We start from the raw sequence: 22708 nt of genomic DNA, 5'->3' as shown, positions 1-22708 counted from the left end.
GCTGGCCATGTCGCGGCCGCCATGGGGCACGTGCACCTCTAGGCTCTTACCGGAAACCCCCGCCCGACCCCACTGGAGGTGCGCTATCGGCACGGCCGCCAGATCCGTCAGCGCCACGATCGCGCAGGCACTCCAGTTCGCGGAGACGTATGTCGCCGAGGACGTCGTCCTGCAGACCGCTCGCGGCCTCGCCCACGAGTTCGGCCTGCACGCCGTCACCGCGGGGGCCGGCGCGACGCTGCGGCTGCTCGCCGCGGCCGGCAGCGCCCGTGCCGTCGTGGAGATCGGCACCGGCACCGGAGTCAGCGGGTTGTGGCTGCTGCGCGGCATGCGCGATGACGGGGTGCTGACCACGATCGACGTGGAGAACGAGCACCAGCGCATCGCCCGCCGCATCTTCATGGAGGCCGGGTTCGCACCGTCGCGCACCCGCATCATCAACGGCCGGGCCCTCGACGTGCTGCCCCGGCTGGCCGACGGGGTCTACGACATGGTCTTCGTGGACGCCGACTGCGCCGAATACGGCGCGTGCGTCGACGCGGCGCTGCGGCTGCTCCGTCCCGGCGGGGTGCTCGCGGTGAGCGGCGCGCTGGCCGGCGGCCGGATCGGCGACCCGGCGGCGCGCGACGTCGACACCGTGACGGTGCGCGAGCTCGTGAAGACGGTCCGGGAGTCGGAGGAGTGGGTTCCGGCGCTGCTGCCGACGGGCGACGGGCTGCTGGTCGCCGTCAAGAAGTGACGGTGGCCAGCCACCGCAGCAGGGTCCGCGCGCCCCAGCCGGTGGCGCCCTTGGTGAGCTCGCCGTCGTTACCCTCCGCCCAGGACGGGGCGGACATGTCGATGTGCACCCATCGGTCGCGCAGCGCACCGGTGAACTCCCGCAGGAAGAGCGCCGCGGTCACCGAGCCGGCACCGCGATCCGGGGCGCTGTAGAGATCGGCCAACTCGCTGCCGAGATACTCGACGTAGTCCGTGGCGAGCGGCATCCGCCACGCCCTCTCGCCGGCCTCGTCGGCGGCCGCCACGACCGAGCCCGCCAACTCCCCGTTCTCGCTGTAGAGCGCCGCGGTGCGTTTGCCGAGCGCGACCGCGTTGGCGCCGGTGAGCGTCGCCAGGTCGATCAGCACGTCGGGGGCGAGCCGGTCGACGGCGTACGCCAGGGCGTCGGCGAGGACGAGCCGGCCCTCGGCGTCCGAGTTGGTGGTCTCGCTGGTGACGCCGTTGTAGTGCCGGATCACGTCGCCGGGGCGGAACGCCGAACCGCTCACCATGTTTTCGGCGAGCGGCGCGAGGGCGGTCACGCGTACGGGCAGGCGCAGCGCCGCCGCGCCGATGGTGGCCGCGATGACGGCCGCCGCACCCCCCATGTCCTTGCGCATCAGCTTCATCGCGTCGCGCGGCTTGATGGAGATGCCACCGGTGTCGAACGTGATGCCCTTGCCGATCAGCACCACGTGCTTCGGCGTGGCGCCGGCTTCCTCGGGCCGCCAGGCGAGCTCGACCAGGCGCGGTCCCCGCGCCGAGCCACGTCCCACGGCGAGGATGCCGCCGAAGCCCTCGGCGGCCAACTGGGCCGGCTCCCGGACGGTGACGCTCAGGCCGGGGTGCTCGGCGGCCGCGGCTTCCACCTCGGCCGCGAACCAGGCCGGATTCTTCAGCGAGGACGGCGTGTTCGTCAGGTCGCGGGCCAACCGGGTGGCCCGCGCGGTGGTCCGGGCCGCGGCGAGTGCGCCCTCGTACGGGGCGGCATCGGCGACCGCGACGGCGATCTCGCGCAGGGTCGGCGGGTCGGTGTCGGCGTCGGGCATCCGGAACCGGTACGAGGCGAGCCAGAGCCCTTCGGCGAGCCCGCGCACGGCCCGCGGAGACGCATCGACTGGCATCGCTATCGTGACGGAAGTCTCACCCGTGCAGGTGCGCGCCAGGGCCGCTCCGGCGCTCCGCCAGGCGGCCTCGTCGCCGGTGCCGATGCCGACCAGCAGCAACCGGGACGGGATTCGCAGGGGTCGGGGCAGGGGCTGTACCGCCCCCGCGGCGTCGGCGTTTTCCGCCGTGGCCAGCAGCGCGGCGGCCTCGGCGAGCGCGTCGGCGGGCAGGTGGAGCGCAGTGACCGCTGTCGTCGCGGCAGCGGCGTCGCCGCCCGGATGGACCGGCAGGACAACGGTGTCGGACGTGGCCGGATCCACCACGAGACGGATGGCGAGCACTCCGGCGTACCTCCAGAAGATCGTGCTGTTCTTCGCACCGTAGCCGGCCCGCCGGCACGGCGAATGCCGTACCGGCGGGCTGGTCAAGCGTCGTACGGTCCTGCCCACGGGCTGTTCAGGACCGTCCGCACCATTGTTTAACCGGCGGCGGCCTTCAGCGCGTCACCGAGCGCGTTGGCCTCGTCCGGAGTCATCTCGACGACGAGCCGGCCACCACCCTCCAGCGGAACCCGCATGACGATGCCCCGGCCCTCCTTGGTGACCTCCAGCGGACCGTCGCCCGTCCGCGGCTTCATCGCCGCCATCTTGTCTCCCCTCAGACCTACACCAGGGCCGGGGTTGCCCCACAGCCACTTCGTCAGCCTCACCGCGCTCACGGCCCGCGGTGCCGACCAACGATTTTCCCTGATGAACACCGCTTGACCCAAACCGGGTTTGCATTGATGTGACAAGATCTAGCTTATCTTGTCGAAGAATGTCACAATGTCCCGTCATGCAGGCACGGTCGGCGCTCTTCGACCTGTACGGCGACCACCTCCGTCCACGGGGTGGCCGCGCACCCGTTGCCGCCCTGGTCAGGCTGCTCGCACCGCTCGGCATCGCGCCACCCGCGGTCCGCACGGCAGTATCGCGCATGGTGCGGCAGGGATGGCTGCACCCACTCCGACTCGCCGCCGGACCGGGCTATCTACTCACCGCAAAAGCGGGCCGCAGATTGGATGAGGCCGCGGCCCGGATCTACCGCACCGGCAAGGTCGGCTGGGACAACCGCTTCGATCTCCTCGTTCTGGACGCACCGGCATCCCGTCGCGAACGGCAGCGCCTCGGCGCCAACCTGACCTACCTCGGCTACGGCATGCTCGACGAGCGCACCTGGGTCGCCACCCGCCCCGGGGAGGACGTCGACGGGCTGCTCACCGAGGCGGGCGTGCGGTACGAACGCTTCACCGCCACCCATGCCGCCGGCACGCCCGGTGCGATGGGCGTGGTGCGCCGCGCCTGGGACCTCAACGAGATCGGCGCCGCCTACGAACGCTTCGTCGAACTGCAGCGGCCACTGCTCTCCCCGATCACCGTGCGTAGCGGGGACGAGGAGGCGTACGCCGCGCGTTTCCGCCTGGTGCACGATTGGCGCAGCTTCCTCTTCCGCGACCCGCAGCTTCCCCCGGCGCTGCTCCCCGAACGCTGGCCGGGCACCAGCGCCGCGGCCTTCTTCGACCGGCACGCCGCCCGACTGCGCCCCGCCGCCGACCGCTACGTCGAGCAGTGCCTCGACGCCTGCAGTCGACCCGTCAAACAGAGAGGTCCCCACTCGTGACCGAGCCACTGCTCATCGACCGCACCGATGCCGTCGTCACCCTCACCCTCAACCGGCCGGAGTCGATGAACTCGCTCGACGTCGCGTTGAAGGAGGCGCTGCGCGACACCATCGCCGCGCTCGCGACCGACCAGTCCTGCCGGGCGGTGGTGCTCACCGGCGCCGGCCGCGCCTTCTGCGTCGGCCAGGACCTGCGGGAGCACGCGGCCACGCTGGCGAACGGGGACTCCGATCCACTCGGCACGGTGGCGCGGCACTACAACCCGATCGCCGCGGGCCTGGCCGACCTGCCGAAGCCGGTGGTCGCCGCCGTGCGCGGCATGGCCGCCGGGGCGGGCGCGTCGCTCGCGTTCCTCTCCGACTTCCGGATCGGCGGGCCGCGCACCAGCTTCCTGATGGCGTTCGCCAACGTCGGTCTCGCCGCCGACACCGGGGCGTCCTGGTCGCTGCCCCGGCTGGTCGGTCAGGCCAAGGCCACCGAACTGCTGATGCTCGCCGAGCCGGTGCGCGCCGACGAGGCGCAGCGCCTCGGGCTGCTCACCCGCCTCGTCGAGGATGACGAGCTGGTGCTGCCGACCGCCCAGGAGCTCGCCTCGCGGCTCGCCGCCGGGCCGACGGTCACCTACGGCGCGATCAAGCGACAGCTCGCGATCGGTGCCGCCGGGACGCTGGCGGAGGCGCTGGCCGGCGAGGCGCGCGCGCAGGCGGTCTGCGGAGTGACCGCGGACCACCGCAACGCCACCACCGCGTTCGTGAACAAGGAGAAGCCCGTCTACGAAGGACGCTGACGCGGGGCACGCCGCGGTTGACGCCGCGCACCCCGCCGGCAACGGCCCTAGTCGTCGTCTTCCTCGGGGTCCTGGTTGGCCTCTTCGCCCAGTACGAACGCCTGCATCGCGAGCTCGTCCCCGGCCGGCGACACGAACGTGGGCAGTTCCCGGGGGCCGAGCTCCATGACGTAGGACCAGAACAGGCGTACGGCCTCGGCCGGCGACGGCGCCTCGATCGGCAGGTCGAGGCTGACCAGCCAGGTCGTCTTGTCGGTCGTCGGCGCGAGCCGGCCGGCGAACGTGCGGTAGATGGCCGGGTCGAGGCGGGTCAGCGACCCGTCCAGGCGGAGGTCGCCGGCCGGCGCCGGCTCGTCGAAGGCGCGACACGTGTACGTCACCACGAGCGAGCCGTCGTCCGGGCGAGGCTCTCCCGCGTCCGGCCCCTCCCGCCCGTCGTATCCCGCGGCGACGCGCCCCAACGCGACCACGACGGGCTGCTCTCCGTCGGTCACCACCAGGACCTCGTCGCCGGCGGCCGGGCGGGGCTGCCCGTCGAGGCCGGTCAGCTCCAGGGTGTCGTGGTGGAAGAGGCGTTCGGCCTCGAACCGGTGCCCCGGAATGACAACGGCCCAGGCGCCCGGGCCCGCCGCCCGCTCTGGCTCGTCGCCGACGCGGGGGGCCGGCGCACCGAGCTGGCTGATCTCGCTCATGGGTCTTATCCCATCACGGCCGTCGCCGGCGGCTTCACGTGGCAGCCGGCCAGATGGTCGTCGACCATGCCGGTCGCCTGCATCAGCGCGTATGCCGTCGTCGGCCCCACGAAGCGGAAGCCGCGCTTCTTCAGGGTCTTGGCCAACGCGGTCGACTCGGGCGTGACGGCGGGTACCGAGTCGAGGGAGATCGGCCGCTGCGCGCGCGGCGCCGGCGCGTGGGACCAGAGCAGCGCGGCCAGCCCGTCGGGCACATCGAGCGCGGCGCGCGCGTTGGTGATCGCCGCTTCGATCTTCGCGCGGTTGCGGACGATGCCGGCGTCGGCGAGGAGCCGCGCCACGTCGGCCTCGCCGTACCCGGCGATGGTCTCGATGCGGAACCCGTCGAAGGCCGCCCGGAAGGCCTTCCGCTTGCGCAGGATGGTGAGCCACGAGAGCCCGGACTGGAACGCCTCCAGGGTGAGGCGCTCGTAGAGGGCATCGTCCCCGTGCAGGACCCGCCCCCACTCCTCGTCGTGGTAGGCCGCGTAGTCGGGGGTGCTCGCACCCCACGCGCAGCGGGCGAGTCCGTCGGCGCCGATGAGCAGATCAGTCACCCGCCAACGGTAGGCGACGGCACCGACACCGACACCGACGCTCCACCGACCGATGGCTCGGCTACGGAAGGTCACCCAACTCGACCAGGCGGGCGAACTTCCTCAGCGCGCGGGTCAGGCCGAACTTGGAGCCGGGCCAGAGCAGCGGCCACGCGACGCGGCCCGGCACCCCGCCGGGGAGGTGGAACCACTCGTGCCACACCACCTGGGTGCGGTCGCGGTCCATCGGCGTGCAGCGCATCACTCCGGGCCCGCGCAACACGCGCCCGTCGTGCACCACCCGCACCTCGTACGGGGCATCGACGTGCACGACCCGCATCTCGTCGCGGAGCACCGCCGGACCGAGCGCGGTGACCGCCTCGATCCGGCTCCCCTCGCCGCCGTCCCCGTGCACGACCCGGACGGTCGTGAACGGGATCCAGTCCGACTGCCGCTCCCACGCGGTCAGCGCGGCGAAGACCCGGGGCGCCGGCGCGTTGACGATGACGGTCGCGGTGACCTCTGCCGCCCCGGGCTGAGCGGCCTCGCGCACCCCTTCGGCCTCGCCCTGCCCGCTCATGCCGGGCCGCTCGCTCACGGACGCTCCGCGCGGGCGTCGACGGTCGGGGCCGCGTGGGGCCGTTCGGCGTCGTCCTTCGGCTGATCGGGTCGCGGGCGGCTGACCCGCCCGTCCTCGGGCGTCTCCGCCTTCGTCACCGAGTCGATCCCGCCCTCGTCGATCGCGGGCTCCGCGTCATCCCGAACCGATGGGACGGTCACCCCGTTCGTCGCCGGCTGGGACCGCTGCTCGCGGGGGTCACCGGCCGGGTCGGCGGTCGCCGGCTCGGCGGCCGTCGGCCCGGCGGCCGTCGGCCCGGCGGCCGTCGGCACGGGGTGGGCGACGATCGGCTCCGCGTCGGCCGCGACCCGTTGCTGATCGGTGCGCGCCTCGGAGGCGGCCGTGGCCGGCGGGGTCGCAGCGGGTTCAACCCGAGCAGGTCCGGTCGCAGCGGGTTCGGTCGCAGCGGCTCCGGTCGCAGCCGGTCCGCTCCTGGCCGGTTCGGTCCGCGCGCCGGGGGTGGTGCCCGGCTCCGGCACACCGACGGCCGTCGAGCCGGTCACGTCCGGCGCGCCCTGGGGAGCCGCGGGATCGGGCCCCGTGTCGGCGGTGACCGGATCGGAGACGACCGGCCCGGACGCGGCGCGGGCGGGAACCGTCTCCGGCTCCGGGCGCTCCGGTGCGATCGCCGCCTCGCGTGCCCGGCGGAGCACGTCGGCCTCGGCGGCCCGCCCCTCCCGCAACGCGGTGACCTCCGCCTCCAGCACTCCGATCAACTCGTCCTTGTAGCCGATGTCGTAGGCCGCCCGGCGCATCGCCTGGTCGACCTGGACCATCCGGTACCCCCGGAACGTGGTGTCGAACCGCACCTCCGCGACATCGGTCTCGACCAGTGGCCGGGTGCCGGGCAGCGGCACCGCCCGACCGTCGGGCTCGACCGGCGCGAGCCCGGGATCACGGCCGGTGACCAGGACGGTAACCCCGAAAACGACCGCCGCGACGGTCAACGCCACGACCAGGAGGAGCAGAAGCTGACCCATGGAGCGATCGTGGCATGGCGGACCCCTCGCGGCGACCCCGCCACCCCGACGGCTCCGTCCCACGCCGACGCCGCGTCCGCCGCGCCGACGCCCGCCCTGCGCTCCCCATCGCGCGATCATGCCGCTAGCGTCGGACGGGACCGCCGAGGTGAGGAGGGGCTCGATGGTGCGACCGCTACGGCTGGGCCGGCGCACGTTCGCGGACGGGGACCTGGCCGTGATGGCGATCGTGAACCGCACCCCCGACTCGTTCTTCGACCGCGGCGCGACCTTCGCCGCCGACGCCGCCCTGCGCGCGGTCGAGCAGGCCGTGACGGACGGCGCGGAGATCATCGATATCGGCGGGGTGAAGGCCGGACCCGGCACGGCGGTCGACGCCGCGGAGGAGATCCGGCGAACCGTCGCGACGATCGCGGCGGTGCGCGCCGCTTTCCCGGACGTGGTGATCTCGATCGACACCTGGCGGGCGGAGGTCGCCGTCGAGGCGGTGGCCGCCGGCGCCGACCTGCTCAACGACACCTGGTCGGGGGCGGACCCGGCGCTCGCCGAGGTCGCCGCCGAGACCGGCGCGGGACTGGTCTGCTCGCACGCGGGTGGACTCACGCCGCGAACCCGACCGCACCGGGCCGCCTTCGACGACGTCGTGACCGACGTGCTCGCGACCGTCACCGGTCTCGCCGACCGCGCGGTGAAGCTGGGGGTGCGCCCGGACGGGATCCTGATCGACCCGGCGCACGATTTCGGCAAGAACACGCGGCACTCGCTGGAGATCACGCGGCGGCTGGACGAGATGACGGCGACCGGCTGGCCGGTGCTGGTGGCGCTCTCCAACAAGGATTTCATCGGCGAGACGCTCGACGCGCCGGTCGATCAGCGGCTGGAGGGGACGCTGGCCGCGACGTCGGTGTCGGCCTGGTTGGGCGCGCGGGTGTTCCGGGCGCACCAGGTCCGCGAGACGCGCCGGGTGCTCGACGTGGTCGCCTCGATCCGCGGCGACCGGCCGCCGGCGGTCTCCCGCCGGGCCCTCGCCTGATCGTCGGCCCGGAAGGCGCCGAGCCGCGCTACGTCCAGCGCAGGACGTTCTTGCGCCAGGCGTAGAGGATGCCGAGCGCGAGGACCGCCACGAAGATCCCCATCTCGGCGACCGTGACGAGGCCGAAACCGGGCCGGTCGAAGACCACCGACCAGGGGAACAGGAACACCGCCTCGACGGCGAAGAGCACGTAGAGGAAGGCGTAGACGTAGTAGCGGATCTGCGCCTGCGCCCAGTCGCCGCCGACCGGATCGATGCCGCACTCGTACGTCTCGCGCTTGCCCGGCGGATCCGCGGGCCGGGCCGGGCGCAAGATCCGGTTGGCGCCGAACGCGACAACGAAGAAGACGACGCTGACCAGCAGCAGGAGCCCGAGCGTCGCGTATGACCCCAGGTAACCGCTCATGGCCGGAGCCTACCGGTCTCGCCCGGCCCACGGCCGGTCCCGGACCCGGGCCAGGCCACGCCGTCAACATGCGGCCACGGCTCGTACGTGTTACACATTTGTTTCCCCGCCGGACTAGTGCTGTACGACAACCGTCACCGAGTATGGGAAAACCCTGACCCAGGCCGGAGGTTCGATGGCATCGGCGCAGTCCCGGCGGCCCGTACCGGCGTACGCGATCGCGCGCGCCTGTGCCGTGAGCGCGCTCGCGGTCCTCGCATTCGGCGCCGGCCCGGCACACGGCGCGGGGCGGCTGTCGCACCTCGCGACCGCGGAGGCCACGGAGCCGGCGGCCGAACCCGACGCCGGGCTGCCGGCCGACCCCCCGCCGGACGATCCGCCACCAGCCGACCCGCCACCAGCCGACCCGCCGCCGGCCGAACCCGACCCGGAGGAGCCGGCGCCCGAGCCGACCACACCGAGCGGCCCGGCACCGACGCATCAGCCGACCGGCCCGGGCCCCGGGCCGGGCCCGGCACGCCCCGCGCCGCCCTCGCCCACCCGGCAGGCCACGCCGGCGCGGCCCGCCGCACCCGGCCCCGTGGGCCAGGTCAGCACCGATGACCTCGCGGCCAACGAGCAGCGCCCGGCGAGCCCGGAGCCGGTTGCCGGCGTCACCGCCCCAACCCGGGACGCCACCCCCGAACCGGTGGCGACCGCCTCACAGGGCGCGCTCCCCCCGTTCGCCCCGCTCGCCTCGGAAGGCGGGCAGTCGAGCGGTCCGTGGATCACCCGGGGGCTCATCGTGGTGTCGATCCTGGTCGTGGTCACGGCGCTCGTGTTCGCGACGGCCTCGCTGCGGCGGAGGTTCCGCGACGACCCGCGCCCCGACGGCGCACCGGCGATCCGGGGTTGACCCGACCGAACGCGGGAATCCGACAGTGCGCACGGGCGTGATGTGGGTAACGTCGATGTATATCTGGGCCTCGTAGGTGGGTTCGAAATAGCGCGAATGTCTTCACTTCGCACTCCCACCCATCGGACCCGGCACATGGCAGACCACTCAGCCCGACGTAGGCTCTGGGGTGAAGAACGGAGCGGGCCGGCCCATCGACGTGCGAACCCCGCCGCCGCCGGCTCGCAAGGAGGTCAGCTCACGTGACCAAGCAGGTCCGCCAACTGGATCGGGTGGTCATCCGTTTCGCTGGCGACTCCGGGGACGGCATGCAGCTCACCGGCGACCGGTTCACATCGGAAACCGCTCAGCTCGGCAACGACATCTCGACGTTGCCCAACTTCCCGGCCGAGATCCGCGCCCCCGCCGGCACGCTGCCCGGGGTCTCCAGCTTCCAGGTGCACTTCGCCGACTACGACATCCTCACCCCGGGTGACGCGCCCAACGTCCTCGTGGCGATGAACCCGGCGGCGCTCAAGGCCAACCTCGCGGATCTCCCGCGCGGCGCCGACATCATCGTCAACACCGACGAGTTCACCAAGCGCAACCTGACGAAGGTCGGCTACGCGGTGAGCCCGTTGGAGGACGGGTCGCTCGACGGCTATGCGCTGCACCCCGTCGCGCTCACCTCGATGACCGTCGGGGCGCTCGCCGAGCAGGACGTCTCGAAGAAGGACGCCGAGCGCGCCAAGAACATGTTCGCCCTCGGTCTGCTCTCGTGGATGTACTCGCGACCCTACGAGTCGACGCTGCGGTTCCTCGAGCGGAAATTCGCCGCCCGCCCGGAGCTGGTCAGCGCCAACATCGCGGCGTTCAGGGCCGGTTGGAACTTCGGCGAGACGACCGAGGACTTCTCGGTGCGCTACGAGGTGAAGCCGGCCAAGATGATCCCGGGCACCTACCGCAACATCACCGGCAACGCCGCGCTCTCACTCGGGCTCGTCGCCGCCGGCGTCCGGTCGAAGTTGCCGGTCTTCCTCGGCGCCTACCCGATCACCCCGGCGTCGGACATCCTGCACGAGCTGAGCAAGCACAAGCGGTTCGGCGTCACGACGATGCAGGCCGAGGACGAGATCGCGGCGATCGGCGCCGCGCTGGGCGCCTCCTACGGCGGCGCACTCGGCGTGACGACCACCTCGGGCCCCGGCGTGGCGCTCAAGGGCGAGACGATCTCGCTCGCGGTCGCGTTGGAGTTGCCGCTGGTCATCGTCGACGTGCAGCGCGCCGGCCCCTCGACGGGCATGCCGACCAAGACCGAACAGGCCGACCTGAACATGGCCCTGTACGGCCGGCACGGCGAGGCGCCGGTCGCGGTCATCGCGCCCCGCTCCCCCTCCGACTGCTTCCACGCGGCGCTCGAGGCGGCCCGGATCGCGCTGACCTACCGCACCCCGGTGATCCTGCTCTCGGACAACTACGTCGCCAACGGCTCCGAGCCCTGGCTGCTCCCCGACGTTGACTCGCTTCCCGACCTGCGGGTCGACTTCGCGACCGCGCCAAACGGCGAGGACGGCAAGACGTTCCTGCCCTACCTGCGCGACCCGGAGACACTGGCGCGGCCCTGGGCCATCCCGGGCACGCCCGGGTTGGAGCACCGCATCGGCGGTCTGGAGAAGGCCGACAAGACCGGCGACATCTCGTACGACCCGGCCAACCACGACTTCATGGTGCGCACCCGCGCGGCGCGCATCGAAGCGATTCCCGTGCCGGACATCGAGGTCGAGGACCCGGACGGTGACGCCCGGGTGCTGGTGCTCGGTTGGGGTTCGACGTACGGGCCGATCGGCGCCGCCTGCCGTGGTCTGCGTCAGCGCGGCCTGCCGGTCGCCCAGGCGCACCTGCGTCACCTGTCACCGATGCCGGCCAATCTCGGCGAGGTGCTCCGCGCCTACGACCGCGTCGTGATCCCCGAGATGAACCTCGGTCAGCTCGCCCACGTCATCCGGGCCCGCTACCTGATCGACGCGATCCCCTACAACCAGGTCCGCGGCCTGCCGTTCACCGCCGCGGAACTGGAGACCATGCTGGAAGAGGTCGTCAAGAATGCCTGAGACCGCGTCCAACGGGCACGCCGGCGGCACGCCGGTCGCGCTCAAGCTCACCACCAAGGACTTCAAGTCCGACCAGGAGGTGCGCTGGTGCCCCGGCTGCGGCGACTACGCGATCCTCGCCGCGGTGCAGTCGTTCATGCCGGAGCTCAACATCCCGCGGGAGCGGACCGTCTTCGTCTCCGGCATCGGCTGCTCGTCGCGCTTCCCGTACTACATGAACACGTACGGGATGCACTCGATCCACGGCCGTGCGCCGGCGATCGCGACCGGGCTGTCGGTGTCCCGCCCCGACCTGTCGGTCTGGGTGGTGACCGGTGACGGCGACGCGCTGTCGATCGGCGGCAACCACCTGATCCACGCGCTGCGCCGCAACGTCAACCTGAAGATCCTGCTCTTCAACAACCGGATCTACGGGCTGACCAAGGGGCAGTACTCGCCGACGTCGGAGATCGGCAAGGTCACCAAGTCGACGCCGGTGGGGTCGGCGGACTCGCCGTTCAATCCGCTGTCGCTGGCGCTCGGCGCCGAGGCCACCTTCGTCGCCCGCACGATCGACTCCGACCGCAAGCATCTGCAGTCGGTGCTGCGGGCGGCCGCCGAGCACGAGGGCTCCGCGTTCGTGGAGATCTACCAGAACTGCAACATCTTCAACGACGGCGCCTTCGACCAGCTCAAGGACCCGGAGACGCGCGACGACTACCTGATCCGCCTGGAACACGGGCAGCCGATCACCTTCGGCAGGGACGGACAGTTCTGTGTCGTTCACCCGCCCGGCGGCTTCGGGCTGGAGGTCCGTCCGACGTCCTCCGTGCGGCCAGAGGAGATCGTGGTGCACGACGCGGGCGTGGCCGAGCCGGCGTACGCCTTCGCGCTCTCCCGGCTGCCCGGCTTCGACCTGCGCAACACTCCGATCGGTGTGTTCCGCAACGTTGCCCGGCCGTCGTACGACAGCCTCGTGCAGTCGCAGCTCGAGGTCGCGAAGGGGAAGTCGACCGGAACGCCGGAAGAGGAGTTCGCCGGCCTGCTGGCCGGCGGCGACACCTGGACCATTCTGTAGCGACGCGGCGTCGACGGCTCCACCCCGCCGATCACGCGAGAAACCCCGCCGATCAAGGACAACTCCTTGATCGGCGGGGTTTCTCGCTTGGCTGGGCGCGATTGGCCAGGATGGCGCGGTCAGGTGAGCGCGGGCGACGATCCGCGGTCGTCGCGGACATAGACCAGCATGTCGCCGGTCTCGACAGCGATGCTCGCAGGCTCCGCCAGCGACACCACCCGGCCACGTCGGATCAACGCGATGACGAGCGCGTCCAGTTCGCGCGGCGCGATCCCGACCTCACTCCGTTCGGCGGAGCGCATCGCCAGCGCCATCCCCTGACCGGGCGTGAGCAGGTCTTCCACCACGTCGATGAGGGGCGGCGCCGAGGTGGAGAGCCCGAGCAGCCGTCCCGCCGTCGCGGAGGAGACGATGACCTGGTGCGCGCCGCTCTGCTTGAGCAGCGGCGCGTTCTCGGCCTCCCGTACGGCGGCGATGATCCGGACCTTGCCGGCGGTGAGCTGACGGACGGTCAACGTGACGAGCACGGCGGCGTCGTCACTGTCCGTCGCGATGATCACGGCCGTGGCGCTCTTGACGTGTGCCTCGATGAGCACGCTCGACCGCGTCGCGGAGCCCTCGATCGCGACGAAGCCGTCCGCGGTCGCCTGCCGCAGCGCCACCCCGCTGCGCTCGACGACCACGACGCGTCGCTTGTCGAACCCGGTTTCGAGGAGCGCCGAGATCGCGCTGCGCCCCTTGGTGCCGTAGCCGCAGATGATGACGTGGTCCTTCACTTTGCTCCCCCACCGGTTCACGCGCCGGTTGTTACGGAACTGGTCGGTCAGCACTTCGAGCGTGGTGCCGACCAGGATGATCAGGAACAGCACGCGTGCCGGCGTGATCGCCAGGACGTTGATCAGACGCGCGGAGTGCGAGACCGGGGTGATGTCGCCGTACCCGGTGGTCGACAGGGTCACGACGGCGTAGTAGAAGCAGTCGAGGAGGCTGACCCCGTCTTCGTTGACGTCGCGATAGCCGTCGCGGTCGAGATAGACCACGCCGACAATGCTCAGCACAAGGCCGAGCGCCGCCAGAAGCCGCGCGGACAAGGCACGAAGAGGACCTTGGTGTACGGCGGGAAAGTGGATCACCTGGTGCTCAGCACCGCCTCGTCATCGTCATGCACGAGCACAACATAGCCGCAGTGATCCACGGGGCGCTGACACGCTCCCCCCGTGTCCTGCCGCGATGCGGTCCGAAGGGAGCCTTGCGCTCGACCTCCGACCTGTGAAAATTTCCTTCTAGGTAATGCAGGCCGGTGGTGTTTGTTGCCGACCGGCGACCCGTACGTCGCTCCCCCTCACCGAAGGGACCAACCATGAGCGTACGACCGGCCCGGCTCCGGGCCGCACTGATCACGGCGGTGCTGCTCGGCGGCCTCGCCACCGCGACCGCCGCGGCGCCCGCCGCCGGCGCGGCACCCTCCGCGGCTTCGGCCGGCCCCACCTGCAGCCCCGATCCCGCGACGCCGAAACGGCAGTTCCGGGCGATGTGGATCGCTTCGGTCGTCAATATCGACTGGCCGACGAAGGCGTCCTACACGGCACCGGACCGGATCGCGGCACAGAAGGCCGAATATCAGGGATGGCTCGACCTGGCGCAGCGGCTCAACCACAACGCGGTCGTCGTCCAGATCCGGCCGACCGCCGACGCGTTCTGGCCGTCGCCCCATGAGCCCTGGTCGGAGTTCCTGACCGGGGTACGGGGCAGGGATCCCGGCTGGGACCCGCTGGCCTATCTCGTCGACGAGTCACACAAGCGGAACCTGGAGTTCCACGCCTGGTTCAACCCGTACCGGATCTCCATGCCGGACGGCGCCGGCGCCGACCCCGGCAAGCTCGCGGCCGGGCATCCCGCCCGGCAGCACCCCGACTGGGCCGTCGCGTACCCGGTCAACGCCGCCGGCTCCCGTCTCTACTACAACCCCGGGATTCCCGAGGTACGGCAGTTCGTGCAGACCGCGATGATGGACGCGGTGACCCGGTACGACATCGACGGGGTGCACTTCGACGACTACTTCTACCCCTATCCGGTCGCGGGGCAGGACTTCCCGGACGCGGCCACGTTCGCGCAGTACGGCGCGGGCTTCGCCAGCAGGGCGGACTGGCGGCGGCACAACATCGACCTGCTGGTGCAGGAGATGGGCCAGAAGATCAAGACGGCCAAACCGTGGGTGAAGTTCGGCGTCAGCCCGTTCGGGATCTGGCGCAACAAGGCGGCGGACCCGCTGGGCTCCGACACCAACGGCACCCAGTCGTACGACGCGAACTACGCCGACACCCGCAAGTGGGTGATCCAGGAGTGGATCGACTACATCGTGCCGCAGGTCTACTGGCACATCGGGTTCGCCGTCGCGGACTACGCCAAGCTGGTGCCGTGGTGGGCCGGGGTCGTCGAGGGCACCCACGTGCAGCTCTACATCGGGCAGGCGGATTACAAGATCGCCGAGCCGGCACAGCCGGCCGCCTGGCAGGACCCGGCGGAGATGTCCCGGCACCTGACGTTCAATCGCGACCACCCGCAGGTGACGGGGAACGTGCACTTCAGCGCGGTGCAGGTGCGGGCGAACAAGCTGGGTGCCACCGGCATCTACGCCGCCGAGCACTACACCAGGCCCGCCCTGGTGCCGGCCATGCCGCATCTGCCGAGCAAGCCGCTGATGTTCCCGGTGCTGACCGGCGCGGCGCGGCAGGGCGACGGGGTACGGCTCACCTGGCGGCAGCCCGCCGACGGGCTCGGGCCGTTCGGCAAGGCGACGTCCTTCGTGATCTACCGGGTGGACGGCGCGACCCTGCCGGGCCGCTGTGAGCTGGCGGACGCGCGCCGGATCGTGGCGACCGTCCGGGCGACCGACGACCGGTCGCAGTCCTTCGTGGATCGGACGGCGGAGCCCGGCAAGGACTACACGTACGTGGTGAGCGCGGTCGACCGGCTCTGGAACGAGAGCGTGGGGAGTCCGCCCCGCTTCGCGCACTGACCGACCAATATCGACGGGTGCCCCGGGGAGATTCCCCGGGGCACCCGCCTTTTTACGCACTAGTTAACAAATCATTACCAGAGTGCGAGATCGACGACGGGAGATACCGCCAGACTGTCGGCAGGCGTACCCGCCAGTAACCAACCGTTATCCCCCCTGATGCCCGCACAACGGGCCCGCCGCCCCGGAGGTAACGCAATGTCCCGTCGGCTACCCGCCCTGCTCGCCACCACCGCACTCGCCCTGCTCACCGCCCTCGGACTGGCCGGCCCCGCCGCGGCCGCTCCGCCGGACAAGCCCGCAGTCCTCTCCAGCTGGACCCAGACCAGCGCCAGCAGCTTCAACGCCTGGAACTCCGCCCGCGCCAACCAGGGCGCCTGGGCCGCGTACGCCTTCGACTGGTCCACCGACTACTGCTCGTCCAGTCCGGACAACCCCCTCGGCTTCGACTTCACACTCGCCTGCTACCGCCACGACTTCGGCTACCGGAACTACAAGGCCGCAGGCCAGTTCCCCGGCAACAAGAACCGGCTGGACAGCGCCTTCTACGAGGACCTCAAGCGCAAGTGCGCGACCTACAGTTCGTCCGTCAGGCCGGCCTGCACCAGCCTCGCCTGGACCTACTACGAGGCGGTACGGGCCTTCGGCGCACCCGCGCTGACCCAGGCCGAGCTCGACCGGGCCGCGCAGCTCAAGGCCGACGGAGAGCGCCGGGCGACCGCGCACTGATCACCGCCCGACCAGCTGCCGGATCGACACCCCGTCGATCAACGAGTGTCTCGCCCGATCTACAGATCGAATCGCGCGGGTACACCGTTGATCGACGGGGTGTCGCGCAGCGGCGGAAAGTCGCGCAGGGCAGAGGCGTCGCGCACCGCGGCCGTGTCGCGGGGCGCGGCCGGGTCCGGCCGGGCCGGGGCATCCCGGAGCGCCCCCGTCTCACGGAAGGACGCGGGCTCACGCCACGACCCGTGGTCGCGGCGGGACGTGATGTCCCGCACCACCGCGCCGTCCCGCCTCGACGGCGCGCCACGCCGGGCCGCGCTCTCCCGACCGGGGCTGGACTGATCCGCGAAACGGCGTGAACCGACCGCCAGATCCGGATGCTCGACCGCGAGCGCGACCGCCGCCGCCTCTTCCAGCCCCATCTCGCCGCCCTCGGCGTACGCCGCGTCGAACGCCGCGTCGCCGATCGCCGACCGCACCGCCGCCTGCTCGTCGGCCCAGTAGGCGCCGAACATGCCGGGCGTGCCACGCAGCACCGACCGGGTGGCCTGCGCCGCCCCGAACAACCGCGCCGCCATGATCGGGTCCCCGCCGAGGGCGCAGCGCACCGCCATCGCGTTGAGCGTGTCGCAGGCGCGACGGTGGAAGCCGTACGTCATCCGCGACCGCAGCGCGACCACGAGGTGATCGTGCGCCGCCACCAGGTCGCGACGGGCCAGCGCCACCATGCCGAGCAGCATGTCCACCGTGCGCCGACCCCGTTCGACCGGCCGGGTCGCCTCGACCGGCCGGGCGGCCGCGAGCACGGCGGCGGCCTCGTCCAGCGCACCGCGACGCCAGAGCAGTTCGGCGAGGCTGTAGACGGCGAACGACGCGTCGCCCGGCACGCCGTCGGCGGCGGCCAGGTCGATCACCTCGCGGCAGACCCGCTCCGCTTCCACCAGCTGTCCCATGTCGATCAGGGAGGAGCCCCGGCCGGCGAGTACCCGGGCGAGCAGCGCGGCGTCGCCGGCCTGCCGCGCGGCCGCCTCGGCGCGCTGCGAGAACCGCAACTCCTCGGCGAACTCACCGTCCGCGCCGGCGTGCAGCGAGTGCATGTGGTACGCTGCGGCGAGCTCCGCCTCGGGAATCGGCTCGCCGGTCTCGGCGATCCGGCCGTAGAGCCGGAAGAGCCAGAGGCGGCCCTCACGGGCCAGCCCACGCTCGCGCCACCACTGGTCGAGGCCGCTCGCGAGCTGCAGGCCGCGACGGGCGCTGCCCCCGGTGGCGGTCCAGCGCAGCCCCGCGCGTACCTCGTCCGCGAGCGGATCGAGCGCGTAGAGCGACAGGGTGACGGGCTGCCCGTCCCGGCCCAGGTATGCCTGCCGCAGAGCGTGCAGCGACCAGGCGACGTGCCGGTCCCGTGCCGCCCGCTCCTCGCCGGCCTCGACGAGGCGACGCGCGGCGTAGCCGCGGATCGGGTCGAGCATCCGGTAGGTGCTGCCGGACGCGTGCGGCTCGGCCTGGATCATCGACTTGTCGACCAGCACGGCCAGCGGGTCCAGCGGGTCGTCTTCGAGCAACCACTCCACCGTGGCCAGGTCGACCGGCCCGGAGAAAACGGCGAGCCACCGCAGCAGGCGGGCCGCGCGCGGACCGAGGGTGCGGTAGGACCAGGAGACGGTCGCCTGCATCGTGACGTGCCGCTGAGCCGCGGAACGGGGCGACCGCTGCTGCGGCACCACGACATTCCCGGCGGCCGGGGAGAGCGCGCCGTTCGCGTCGCGCGGCGCGGTGCTCCACCGGTCGGCGCTGCGCGGCGGCCTGCGACGTCCCGCGTCGTCGGACGGGTAGTCGCGGCCGGGATGGTGACGTCCAGTCTCACGGCCGCGGGGATCGTGCGCCGCGGAACCGTGAACACCGGGATCACGGCCCCCGGGACCGTCATCAGCGGGATCGTCGCCGCCCGAATCGTGCCCCCGGGGATCGTCGCCGCCCGGTTCACCGCGGCCGGCGTCGAGCGTGCCGAGCACGTCGTCGAGCCGCTCGGCGAGCTGCCCGGCGGAGAGCACCCGCAGTCGGGCCGCGGCCAACTCGATCGCCAGCGGCAGTCCGTCGAGCCGGGCCACCACGCGCTGCAGATCGGCCGATTCGGCCGGTGAGGGACGACGTCCGCCCCGCGCCGCCGACGTGCGGTCCAGCAACAACGCCACGGCGTCGCTGGGGCCGCCGCCCGGGCCGGGGTCGACCGAGAGCGGCGGAATGCGCCACACGACCTCGCCCGGCACCCCGAAAGGCTCCCGGCTGGTCGCGAGGACGCGTACGCCGCTACCACCGATGAGTAGCCGCGTGATCACATCGGTAGCGGCCGGCAGTTGGGCGTCGCAGGTGTCCAGGAGCAGCAGCATCCGCCGCGAGGCGGCGTGTTCGACCAGGGTGTCGAGAACCGGCCGACCCGGCTCCGGACGCAGGCCGAGCACCGCGGCGATCGCGAAGGCGACCAGGCCGGGATCGGTGACCGTCGCGATGTCGACGAACCAGACCCCGTCGGGGTAGGACTCGACGGTCCGCGTGGACAACTCGACCGCGAGCCGGGTCTTACCGGCGCCGCCGGCGCCGACCACGGTCACCAACCGGTGCTCCCGGACCAGTGTGTCCAGCTCGGCGCGTTCGGCTTGCCGCCCGACGAAAGCGGTCGGATGGTTCGGCAGGTTGTGCGGGGCCGCGGCGGCCGTGCGGGGACGCGGGAACTGCCGCTCCAGGCCGGGCGCGACGAGCTGGAAGAGGCGCTCCCGGTCGTCGAAGCCCCGCAGCCGGTGCAACCCCAGGTCCAGCAGGGACGCGTCGGCGGGCAGCGGTGCGGCGTGCCGTGCCGTCGCCGCGGAACAGAGCACCTGTCCGCCATGCGCCGCCGCGGCGATCCGGGCTGCCCGGTGCACCTCGGGGCTGGCGTACTCGCCACCGATCGGCTCGGCGTAGCCGGTATGCAGTCCCATCCGCACGCGGGGGGTGGATTCCGGGGTGGGCCACTCGTGATCGGCCAGCGCCCGCTGGGCGGAGACGCACGCCTCGATCGCCGCGGCGGCATCGGAGAACGCCACGAAGAAGGAATCGCCCTCGGTGAACAGCTCGGCGCCGTCACTTGTGGCCAGGGTGCGGCGCAGTAGCCGGCGGTGTTCGCTCAGGACCGGGAGGTAGCCAGCACCGAGCATCCGGGCCAGCCGCGTCGAGCCCTCGATGTCGGTGAACAAAAAGGTCACCAGTCCACTCGGCAGATGCATTCGTGCCGACACCCGCGAACCTCCGCCCCCCTGGAAGTCGTCATCCATGCTGCCGTACGTTCGCACCCGGGCGCATCGTAGAAACGGTCCAGGCGGATCCGCCTCAAGGGCTTAACCAGGGACGATGCCAGTAAGTCTCACTCAACGCGCGGCATACCACCAGGGTTGCTATGGCTGACGCAACGACGCCGGGTGGGCCCGGTTGTGGCACAACTGGACAGACTTCCACGCTTTCCGGATGATCATGGAGTCGTGAATACCGGACAACTATCCACAATCTACACGGAGGCCGCGGGTTGCCCGTACATCAGCAACCGCAGGCGCCGCCGCAACAACCGCCCCCACCCGCGGAAATCGGACCCCCGCCCCCGGCGGCACCCCGCCCGGTCACCGAGACAGCGGAGAGCAGCTTGACGGTGTCGTCATGTCCCTGCGGGCAGGACGCCGGCGCGGACGCCTCCGCCATCGGACGGTGGACCTCGAAAGTGTCGCCGCAGGCGCGGCATCGAAACTCGTACCGGGGCATGCGACAAGCCTACGGCGGCCCCTGACGTCCGTGCATTCATGGGTGATACTCGACGAGTGGTGAATGGGGACGAGACCGCGGCGGCCGGACGACTACGTTCCGCGACGCCTCCGCCGGAGAGCCCGCCGACCGCGCCCGTGGTGCCCGCGCCCCGGCCTGCGCCCTCGTCGAAGACGGCGCCGGCGGCCAGCACCGCGCCCACGACCGACGACCCCACCGCGACCACCGCCGACCCGCGCGACGCCACGTCCACCGCGAGCGGCGACACCCCGTCCACGACAAGCGGTGACACCCCGTCCACCGCGAACGGCGATTCCACGGCAGGCGCGGCGACGGCGGCGATTGCCGCCGGAGCGGACGCCGGGGCCACCGTCCCGGTCAGCAGCCGACGCGGGCGCTTCCGGGTGCCCTTCGCGCACGCCATCCGTCGGCTCCCGCCGCCCCGCCAGGCGGCAACCCGGACGCGACGCGCCGTCGCCGACTGGTCCCGCCGGCCGAGCGGCCGATTGATCCTGCCCGGACTGCTCCTGCTCACCCTCGTCGCGACGGCCGGCGTCGCCGGCGCGATCGTGGTCCCGGCCACCGCCCGCGACGCGGGGCCGGCCTCCGGTCAGCCCGAACCGGCCAGTTCGGTTCCGGACGCGGCTCAGCCGGCTCCGGGCGAGCCGGGCCTGCCGGTGGGCGCCAGCGGAGCGCCGACCGGGACTCCGAGTGGAATGCCCGGCGTGGGCCCGGGAGTCGCGCCGGTGACCGGCGGTCGCCCTGCCGACGTGCTGACCGCCTGGGCGCAGCAGCTCTCCGCGCGGCTCGACGTCTCGCCGGTCGCCCTGGCGGCGTACGGCTACGCCGAGCTCGTCCTCAAACAGACCACGCCCGGCTGCCGGCTCACCTGGACCACCCTCGCCGCCATCGGCAAGGTCGAATCACAGCACGGTCGGGCCAACACGGCCACACTGCAACCCGACGGCCAGGCATCGCCCAAGATCGTCGGTCCGGCCCTCAACGGCCAGGGTGGGACGCTACAGATCACCGACACCGATCGGGGCGAGATCGACGGAGACCTCATCTACGACCGCGCCATCGGCCCGATGCAGTTCATCCCGACCACCTGGCGGGAGATAGGCGCCGACGCCGACAACAACGGCGTGAAGGACCCCAACAACATCCATGACGCCGCTCTCGCAGCCGGCAACTACCTGTGCAAGCAGGGGCGGGACCTCACCGTCGCGCAGGACTGGTGGAAGGCCATTCTCTCCTACAATGACGTCCGCCCATACGCGCAGGACGTGTTCGACACCGCCAACGAGTACGGTCGGCGCAGTCGCACGTAGCGTTATTCTCTCGGCACATTTCCGCACCAGGCACTTCCGCCCAGCTGCGGATAGCGGCAAGCTAGACCCGTGATGGTGCGCGAGTGGGATGCCAGGACGGCGTCGTCCGCCGAGCTCCAGTCGGTGCTGGACACGCTCAACGCGGTGTTCATGACTGATCTGCCCGACGATCCACTGTGGCAGAACAGCTTCCTGCGGGAATATCTGGCCGAAACAATGCCCGGCGAACGGCGGATCTCGTGGGTCGCCGAGCAGGACCCGGACGCGGACGGGCTACCAGGGCGGATCCTCGGATACGTCAACCTGCTGTTGCTCGGTGACATCGGAGTCGTCGAGGTGCTGGTGCATCCGAGCATCCGGCGCCGGGGAGTCGGCCGGCGACTGCTCGCCACGGCCGCCCGCCGGGTCTATCACGAGGGCTTCTCGGCGCTCGGGGTCGAGGTCATCGGCGGCACGCCGGCGGTGTCGTTCTACGAGTCGCTCGGCTTCACGAGGGAATACGTCGAAACGCGGAGCGTGCTCCAGTTGTCCTCAGTGGATTGGCTGGCGCTCGGCGAAATGGCCCGGGGGGTCTCGGCCGGCTACCGGATCGAGTTCCACCCGGGTGGCCCCGACGACCCGTACATGATCGAGGCCTACGCGCGCGCGAAAGCGGAGACGCGCGACGTCGAGGACGGCGATCTGGAGCTACGCCCCAGCTCATACGACTCGCAGCGGTTGCGTGACAGCCTGGCGTGCCTGCACCGCCGCGGCATGAAGCCGTACGTCGTCCTCGCGATCCACGAGCAGACCGGCGAGGTCGCGGGCCTCACCGAGGTGGTCGTGCCGGCGCAGCACCCGACCCGCGCCGACCAGTACGACACGATCGTGGCGCAGCGCCATCGCGGCTACGGCATCGACCGCGCGATCAAGGCCCGGATGCTCTTCGAGCTGCGCGCCGCGGAGCCGAAGCTGGCCGAGGTGCAGACCTGGAACGCCCAGGCGAACGAGTCGATGCTGAAGGTCAATGCCGAGCTGGGCTTCGAACCCGACCGGGACTGGTGGGAATTCGGCGCCGACGTGGCGGAGATCGCGCACCGGCTCGACGCGGAGCGCCCGAGCTGATCGGGGGCGGGACCTGCCGGGGATGATCTGACCCGGAAGGTTCATCACACAGCCCCCTGGGGGATAGACGGCGGACAGAAGC

At 71.9% G+C, this 22708-nt stretch carries 20 protein-coding genes and 1 pseudogene; 11 read left to right on the top strand and 10 right to left on the bottom strand.

The features are described from left to right. The first annotated feature begins 118 nt into the window (after positions 1–118). On the top strand, positions 119–739 hold the full coding sequence (locus tag AB0J06_RS08465) for an O-methyltransferase (RefSeq protein ID WP_357426253.1): 621 nt from the start codon (positions 119–121) through the stop codon (positions 737–739). Here the strand turns inward: AB0J06_RS08465 and AB0J06_RS08460 are convergent. Together AB0J06_RS08460 and AB0J06_RS08455 are read right to left on the bottom strand one after the other, a co-directional pair. Beyond that, positions 729–2207 carry a leucyl aminopeptidase gene (locus AB0J06_RS08460; RefSeq protein WP_357426251.1) on the bottom strand — a complete coding sequence of 493 codons (1479 nt, stop codon included), beginning with the start codon at positions 2205–2207 and terminating at the stop codon, positions 729–731. The genes AB0J06_RS08465 and AB0J06_RS08460 overlap by 11 nt on opposite strands. A 137-nt stretch (positions 2208–2344) precedes the next feature. Next, entirely contained in the window at positions 2345–2512 is a 168-nt protein-coding gene (locus AB0J06_RS08455) for a DUF3117 domain-containing protein (protein ID WP_007455245.1), read from the bottom strand. A 188-nt stretch (positions 2513–2700) separates the two neighbouring features. Here AB0J06_RS08455 and AB0J06_RS08450 point away from each other — a divergent pair, with 188 nt between their 5' ends. Beyond that, positions 2701–3525, top strand: a complete 825-nt coding sequence (locus AB0J06_RS08450) for a PaaX family transcriptional regulator C-terminal domain-containing protein (RefSeq protein WP_357426087.1) — start codon at positions 2701–2703, stop codon at positions 3523–3525. After that, positions 3522–4313, top strand: a complete 792-nt coding sequence (locus AB0J06_RS08445) for an enoyl-CoA hydratase-related protein (protein ID WP_357426085.1) — start codon at positions 3522–3524, stop codon at positions 4311–4313. Before AB0J06_RS08450 ends, AB0J06_RS08445 begins: the two co-directional genes overlap by 4 nt. A gap of 47 nt (positions 4314–4360) precedes the next feature. On the opposite strand, the gene AB0J06_RS08440 is transcribed toward AB0J06_RS08445, so the two are convergent. From AB0J06_RS08440 to AB0J06_RS08425, 4 genes and pseudogenes are all read right to left on the bottom strand, one after another. Beyond that, positions 4361–5005 carry a hypothetical protein gene (locus AB0J06_RS08440; RefSeq protein WP_357426083.1) on the bottom strand — a complete coding sequence of 215 codons (645 nt, stop codon included), beginning with the start codon at positions 5003–5005 and terminating at the stop codon, positions 4361–4363. Between the two features lie 5 nt (positions 5006–5010). Next, positions 5011–5601, bottom strand: coding sequence for a DNA-3-methyladenine glycosylase I (locus AB0J06_RS08435; protein ID WP_357426081.1), 591 nt, complete (start codon positions 5599–5601; stop codon positions 5011–5013). A 61-nt stretch (positions 5602–5662) separates the two neighbouring features. Next, positions 5663–6160: an SRPBCC family protein gene (locus tag AB0J06_RS08430; protein WP_357426249.1), complete on the bottom strand. Its 498-nt coding sequence runs from the start codon at positions 6158–6160 to the stop codon at positions 5663–5665. 671 nt (positions 6161–6831) lie between these two features. After that, positions 6832–7179, bottom strand: a pseudogene (locus tag AB0J06_RS08425) (DivIVA domain-containing protein); the annotation flags it as partial. A 163-nt stretch (positions 7180–7342) separates the two neighbouring features. On the opposite strand from AB0J06_RS08425, the gene folP reads away from it, so the two are divergent. Further along, positions 7343–8212 carry a dihydropteroate synthase gene (gene folP, locus AB0J06_RS08420; RefSeq protein WP_357426079.1) on the top strand — a complete coding sequence of 290 codons (870 nt, stop codon included), beginning with the start codon at positions 7343–7345 and terminating at the stop codon, positions 8210–8212. 28 nt (positions 8213–8240) lie between these two features. Here folP and AB0J06_RS08415 read toward each other — a convergent pair whose 3' ends face one another. Continuing rightward, positions 8241–8618, bottom strand: a complete 378-nt coding sequence (locus AB0J06_RS08415; RefSeq protein WP_357426077.1) for an NADH-quinone oxidoreductase subunit A — start codon at positions 8616–8618, stop codon at positions 8241–8243. A 175-nt stretch (positions 8619–8793) separates the two neighbouring features. Between AB0J06_RS08415 and AB0J06_RS08410 the strand changes: the two genes are divergently transcribed. From AB0J06_RS08410 to AB0J06_RS08400, 3 genes are all read left to right on the top strand, one after another. Then, entirely contained in the window at positions 8794–9513 is a 720-nt protein-coding gene (locus AB0J06_RS08410) for a hypothetical protein (protein ID WP_357426075.1), read from the top strand. Between the two features lie 242 nt (positions 9514–9755). Then, positions 9756–11603 carry a 2-oxoacid:acceptor oxidoreductase subunit alpha gene (locus AB0J06_RS08405; protein WP_357426073.1) on the top strand — a complete coding sequence of 616 codons (1848 nt, stop codon included), beginning with the start codon at positions 9756–9758 and terminating at the stop codon, positions 11601–11603. Continuing rightward, positions 11596–12660 carry a 2-oxoacid:ferredoxin oxidoreductase subunit beta gene (locus AB0J06_RS08400; RefSeq protein WP_357426071.1) on the top strand — a complete coding sequence of 355 codons (1065 nt, stop codon included), beginning with the start codon at positions 11596–11598 and terminating at the stop codon, positions 12658–12660. The genes AB0J06_RS08405 and AB0J06_RS08400 overlap by 8 nt, the downstream gene beginning before the upstream one ends. Positions 12661–12779: 119 nt before the next feature. On the opposite strand, the gene AB0J06_RS08395 is transcribed toward AB0J06_RS08400, so the two are convergent. Beyond that, a complete protein-coding gene (locus AB0J06_RS08395) occupies positions 12780–13793 on the bottom strand; it encodes a potassium channel family protein (protein WP_357426069.1) in 1014 nt (337 codons plus the stop codon). Positions 13794–14020: 227 nt separating this feature from the next. Here AB0J06_RS08395 and AB0J06_RS08390 point away from each other — a divergent pair, with 227 nt between their 5' ends. Together AB0J06_RS08390 and AB0J06_RS08385 are read left to right on the top strand one after the other, a co-directional pair. Further along, positions 14021–15679, top strand: coding sequence for a family 10 glycosylhydrolase (locus AB0J06_RS08390; RefSeq protein WP_357426067.1), 1659 nt, complete (start codon positions 14021–14023; stop codon positions 15677–15679). A gap of 198 nt (positions 15680–15877) precedes the next feature. Beyond that, positions 15878–16408 (top strand): phospholipase, encoded by a 531-nt coding sequence (locus tag AB0J06_RS08385; protein WP_357426065.1) that lies wholly within the window; start codon positions 15878–15880, stop codon positions 16406–16408. Positions 16409–16467: 59 nt separating this feature from the next. Here AB0J06_RS08385 and AB0J06_RS08380 read toward each other — a convergent pair whose 3' ends face one another. Together AB0J06_RS08380 and AB0J06_RS08375 are read right to left on the bottom strand one after the other, a co-directional pair. Continuing rightward, positions 16468–19677, bottom strand: a complete 3210-nt coding sequence (locus AB0J06_RS08380; RefSeq protein WP_357426063.1) for an adenylate/guanylate cyclase domain-containing protein — start codon at positions 19675–19677, stop codon at positions 16468–16470. A gap of 295 nt (positions 19678–19972) precedes the next feature. Beyond that, positions 19973–20191, bottom strand: coding sequence for a zinc ribbon domain-containing protein (locus AB0J06_RS08375; protein ID WP_357426062.1), 219 nt, complete (start codon positions 20189–20191; stop codon positions 19973–19975). 56 nt (positions 20192–20247) lie between these two features. On the opposite strand from AB0J06_RS08375, the gene AB0J06_RS08370 reads away from it, so the two are divergent. After that, positions 20248–21522 carry a lytic murein transglycosylase gene (locus AB0J06_RS08370; protein ID WP_357426060.1) on the top strand — a complete coding sequence of 425 codons (1275 nt, stop codon included), beginning with the start codon at positions 20248–20250 and terminating at the stop codon, positions 21520–21522. Positions 21523–21594: 72 nt separating this feature from the next. Then, positions 21595–22626 carry a GNAT family N-acetyltransferase gene (locus AB0J06_RS08365; RefSeq protein WP_357426247.1) on the top strand — a complete coding sequence of 344 codons (1032 nt, stop codon included), beginning with the start codon at positions 21595–21597 and terminating at the stop codon, positions 22624–22626. Positions 22627–22708 lie beyond the last annotated feature (82 nt).

The organism is Micromonospora sp. NPDC049679 (genome assembly GCF_040659735.1).
GTDB lineage: Bacteria > Actinomycetota > Actinomycetes > Mycobacteriales > Micromonosporaceae > Micromonospora_I.
This window is presented reverse-complemented; position numbering and strand designations above follow the sequence as displayed.

What these genes read in the sequence shown, in the direction of transcription:
- AB0J06_RS08455 (WP_007455245.1), bottom strand. Translation starts at nt 2,512, where the DNA reads ATGGCGGCGATGAAGCCGCGGACGGGCGACGGTCCGCTGGAGGTCACC.
- AB0J06_RS08450 (WP_357426087.1), top strand. Translation starts at nt 2,701, where the DNA reads ATGCAGGCACGGTCGGCGCTCTTCGACCTGTACGGCGACCACCTCCGT.
- AB0J06_RS08440 (WP_357426083.1), bottom strand. Translation starts at nt 5,005, where the DNA reads ATGAGCGAGATCAGCCAGCTCGGTGCGCCGGCCCCCCGCGTCGGCGAC.
- AB0J06_RS08430 (WP_357426249.1), bottom strand. Translation starts at nt 6,160, where the DNA reads ATGAGCGGGCAGGGCGAGGCCGAAGGGGTGCGCGAGGCCGCTCAGCCC.
- folP (WP_357426079.1), top strand. Translation starts at nt 7,343, where the DNA reads ATGGTGCGACCGCTACGGCTGGGCCGGCGCACGTTCGCGGACGGGGAC.
- AB0J06_RS08415 (WP_357426077.1), bottom strand. Translation starts at nt 8,618, where the DNA reads ATGAGCGGTTACCTGGGGTCATACGCGACGCTCGGGCTCCTGCTGCTG.
- AB0J06_RS08410 (WP_357426075.1), top strand. Translation starts at nt 8,794, where the DNA reads ATGGCATCGGCGCAGTCCCGGCGGCCCGTACCGGCGTACGCGATCGCG.
- AB0J06_RS08400 (WP_357426071.1), top strand. Translation starts at nt 11,596, where the DNA reads ATGCCTGAGACCGCGTCCAACGGGCACGCCGGCGGCACGCCGGTCGCG.
- AB0J06_RS08390 (WP_357426067.1), top strand. Translation starts at nt 14,021, where the DNA reads ATGAGCGTACGACCGGCCCGGCTCCGGGCCGCACTGATCACGGCGGTG.
- AB0J06_RS08385 (WP_357426065.1), top strand. Translation starts at nt 15,878, where the DNA reads ATGTCCCGTCGGCTACCCGCCCTGCTCGCCACCACCGCACTCGCCCTG.
- AB0J06_RS08375 (WP_357426062.1), bottom strand. Translation starts at nt 20,191, where the DNA reads ATGCCCCGGTACGAGTTTCGATGCCGCGCCTGCGGCGACACTTTCGAG.
- AB0J06_RS08365 (WP_357426247.1), top strand. Translation starts at nt 21,595, where the DNA reads ATGGTGCGCGAGTGGGATGCCAGGACGGCGTCGTCCGCCGAGCTCCAG.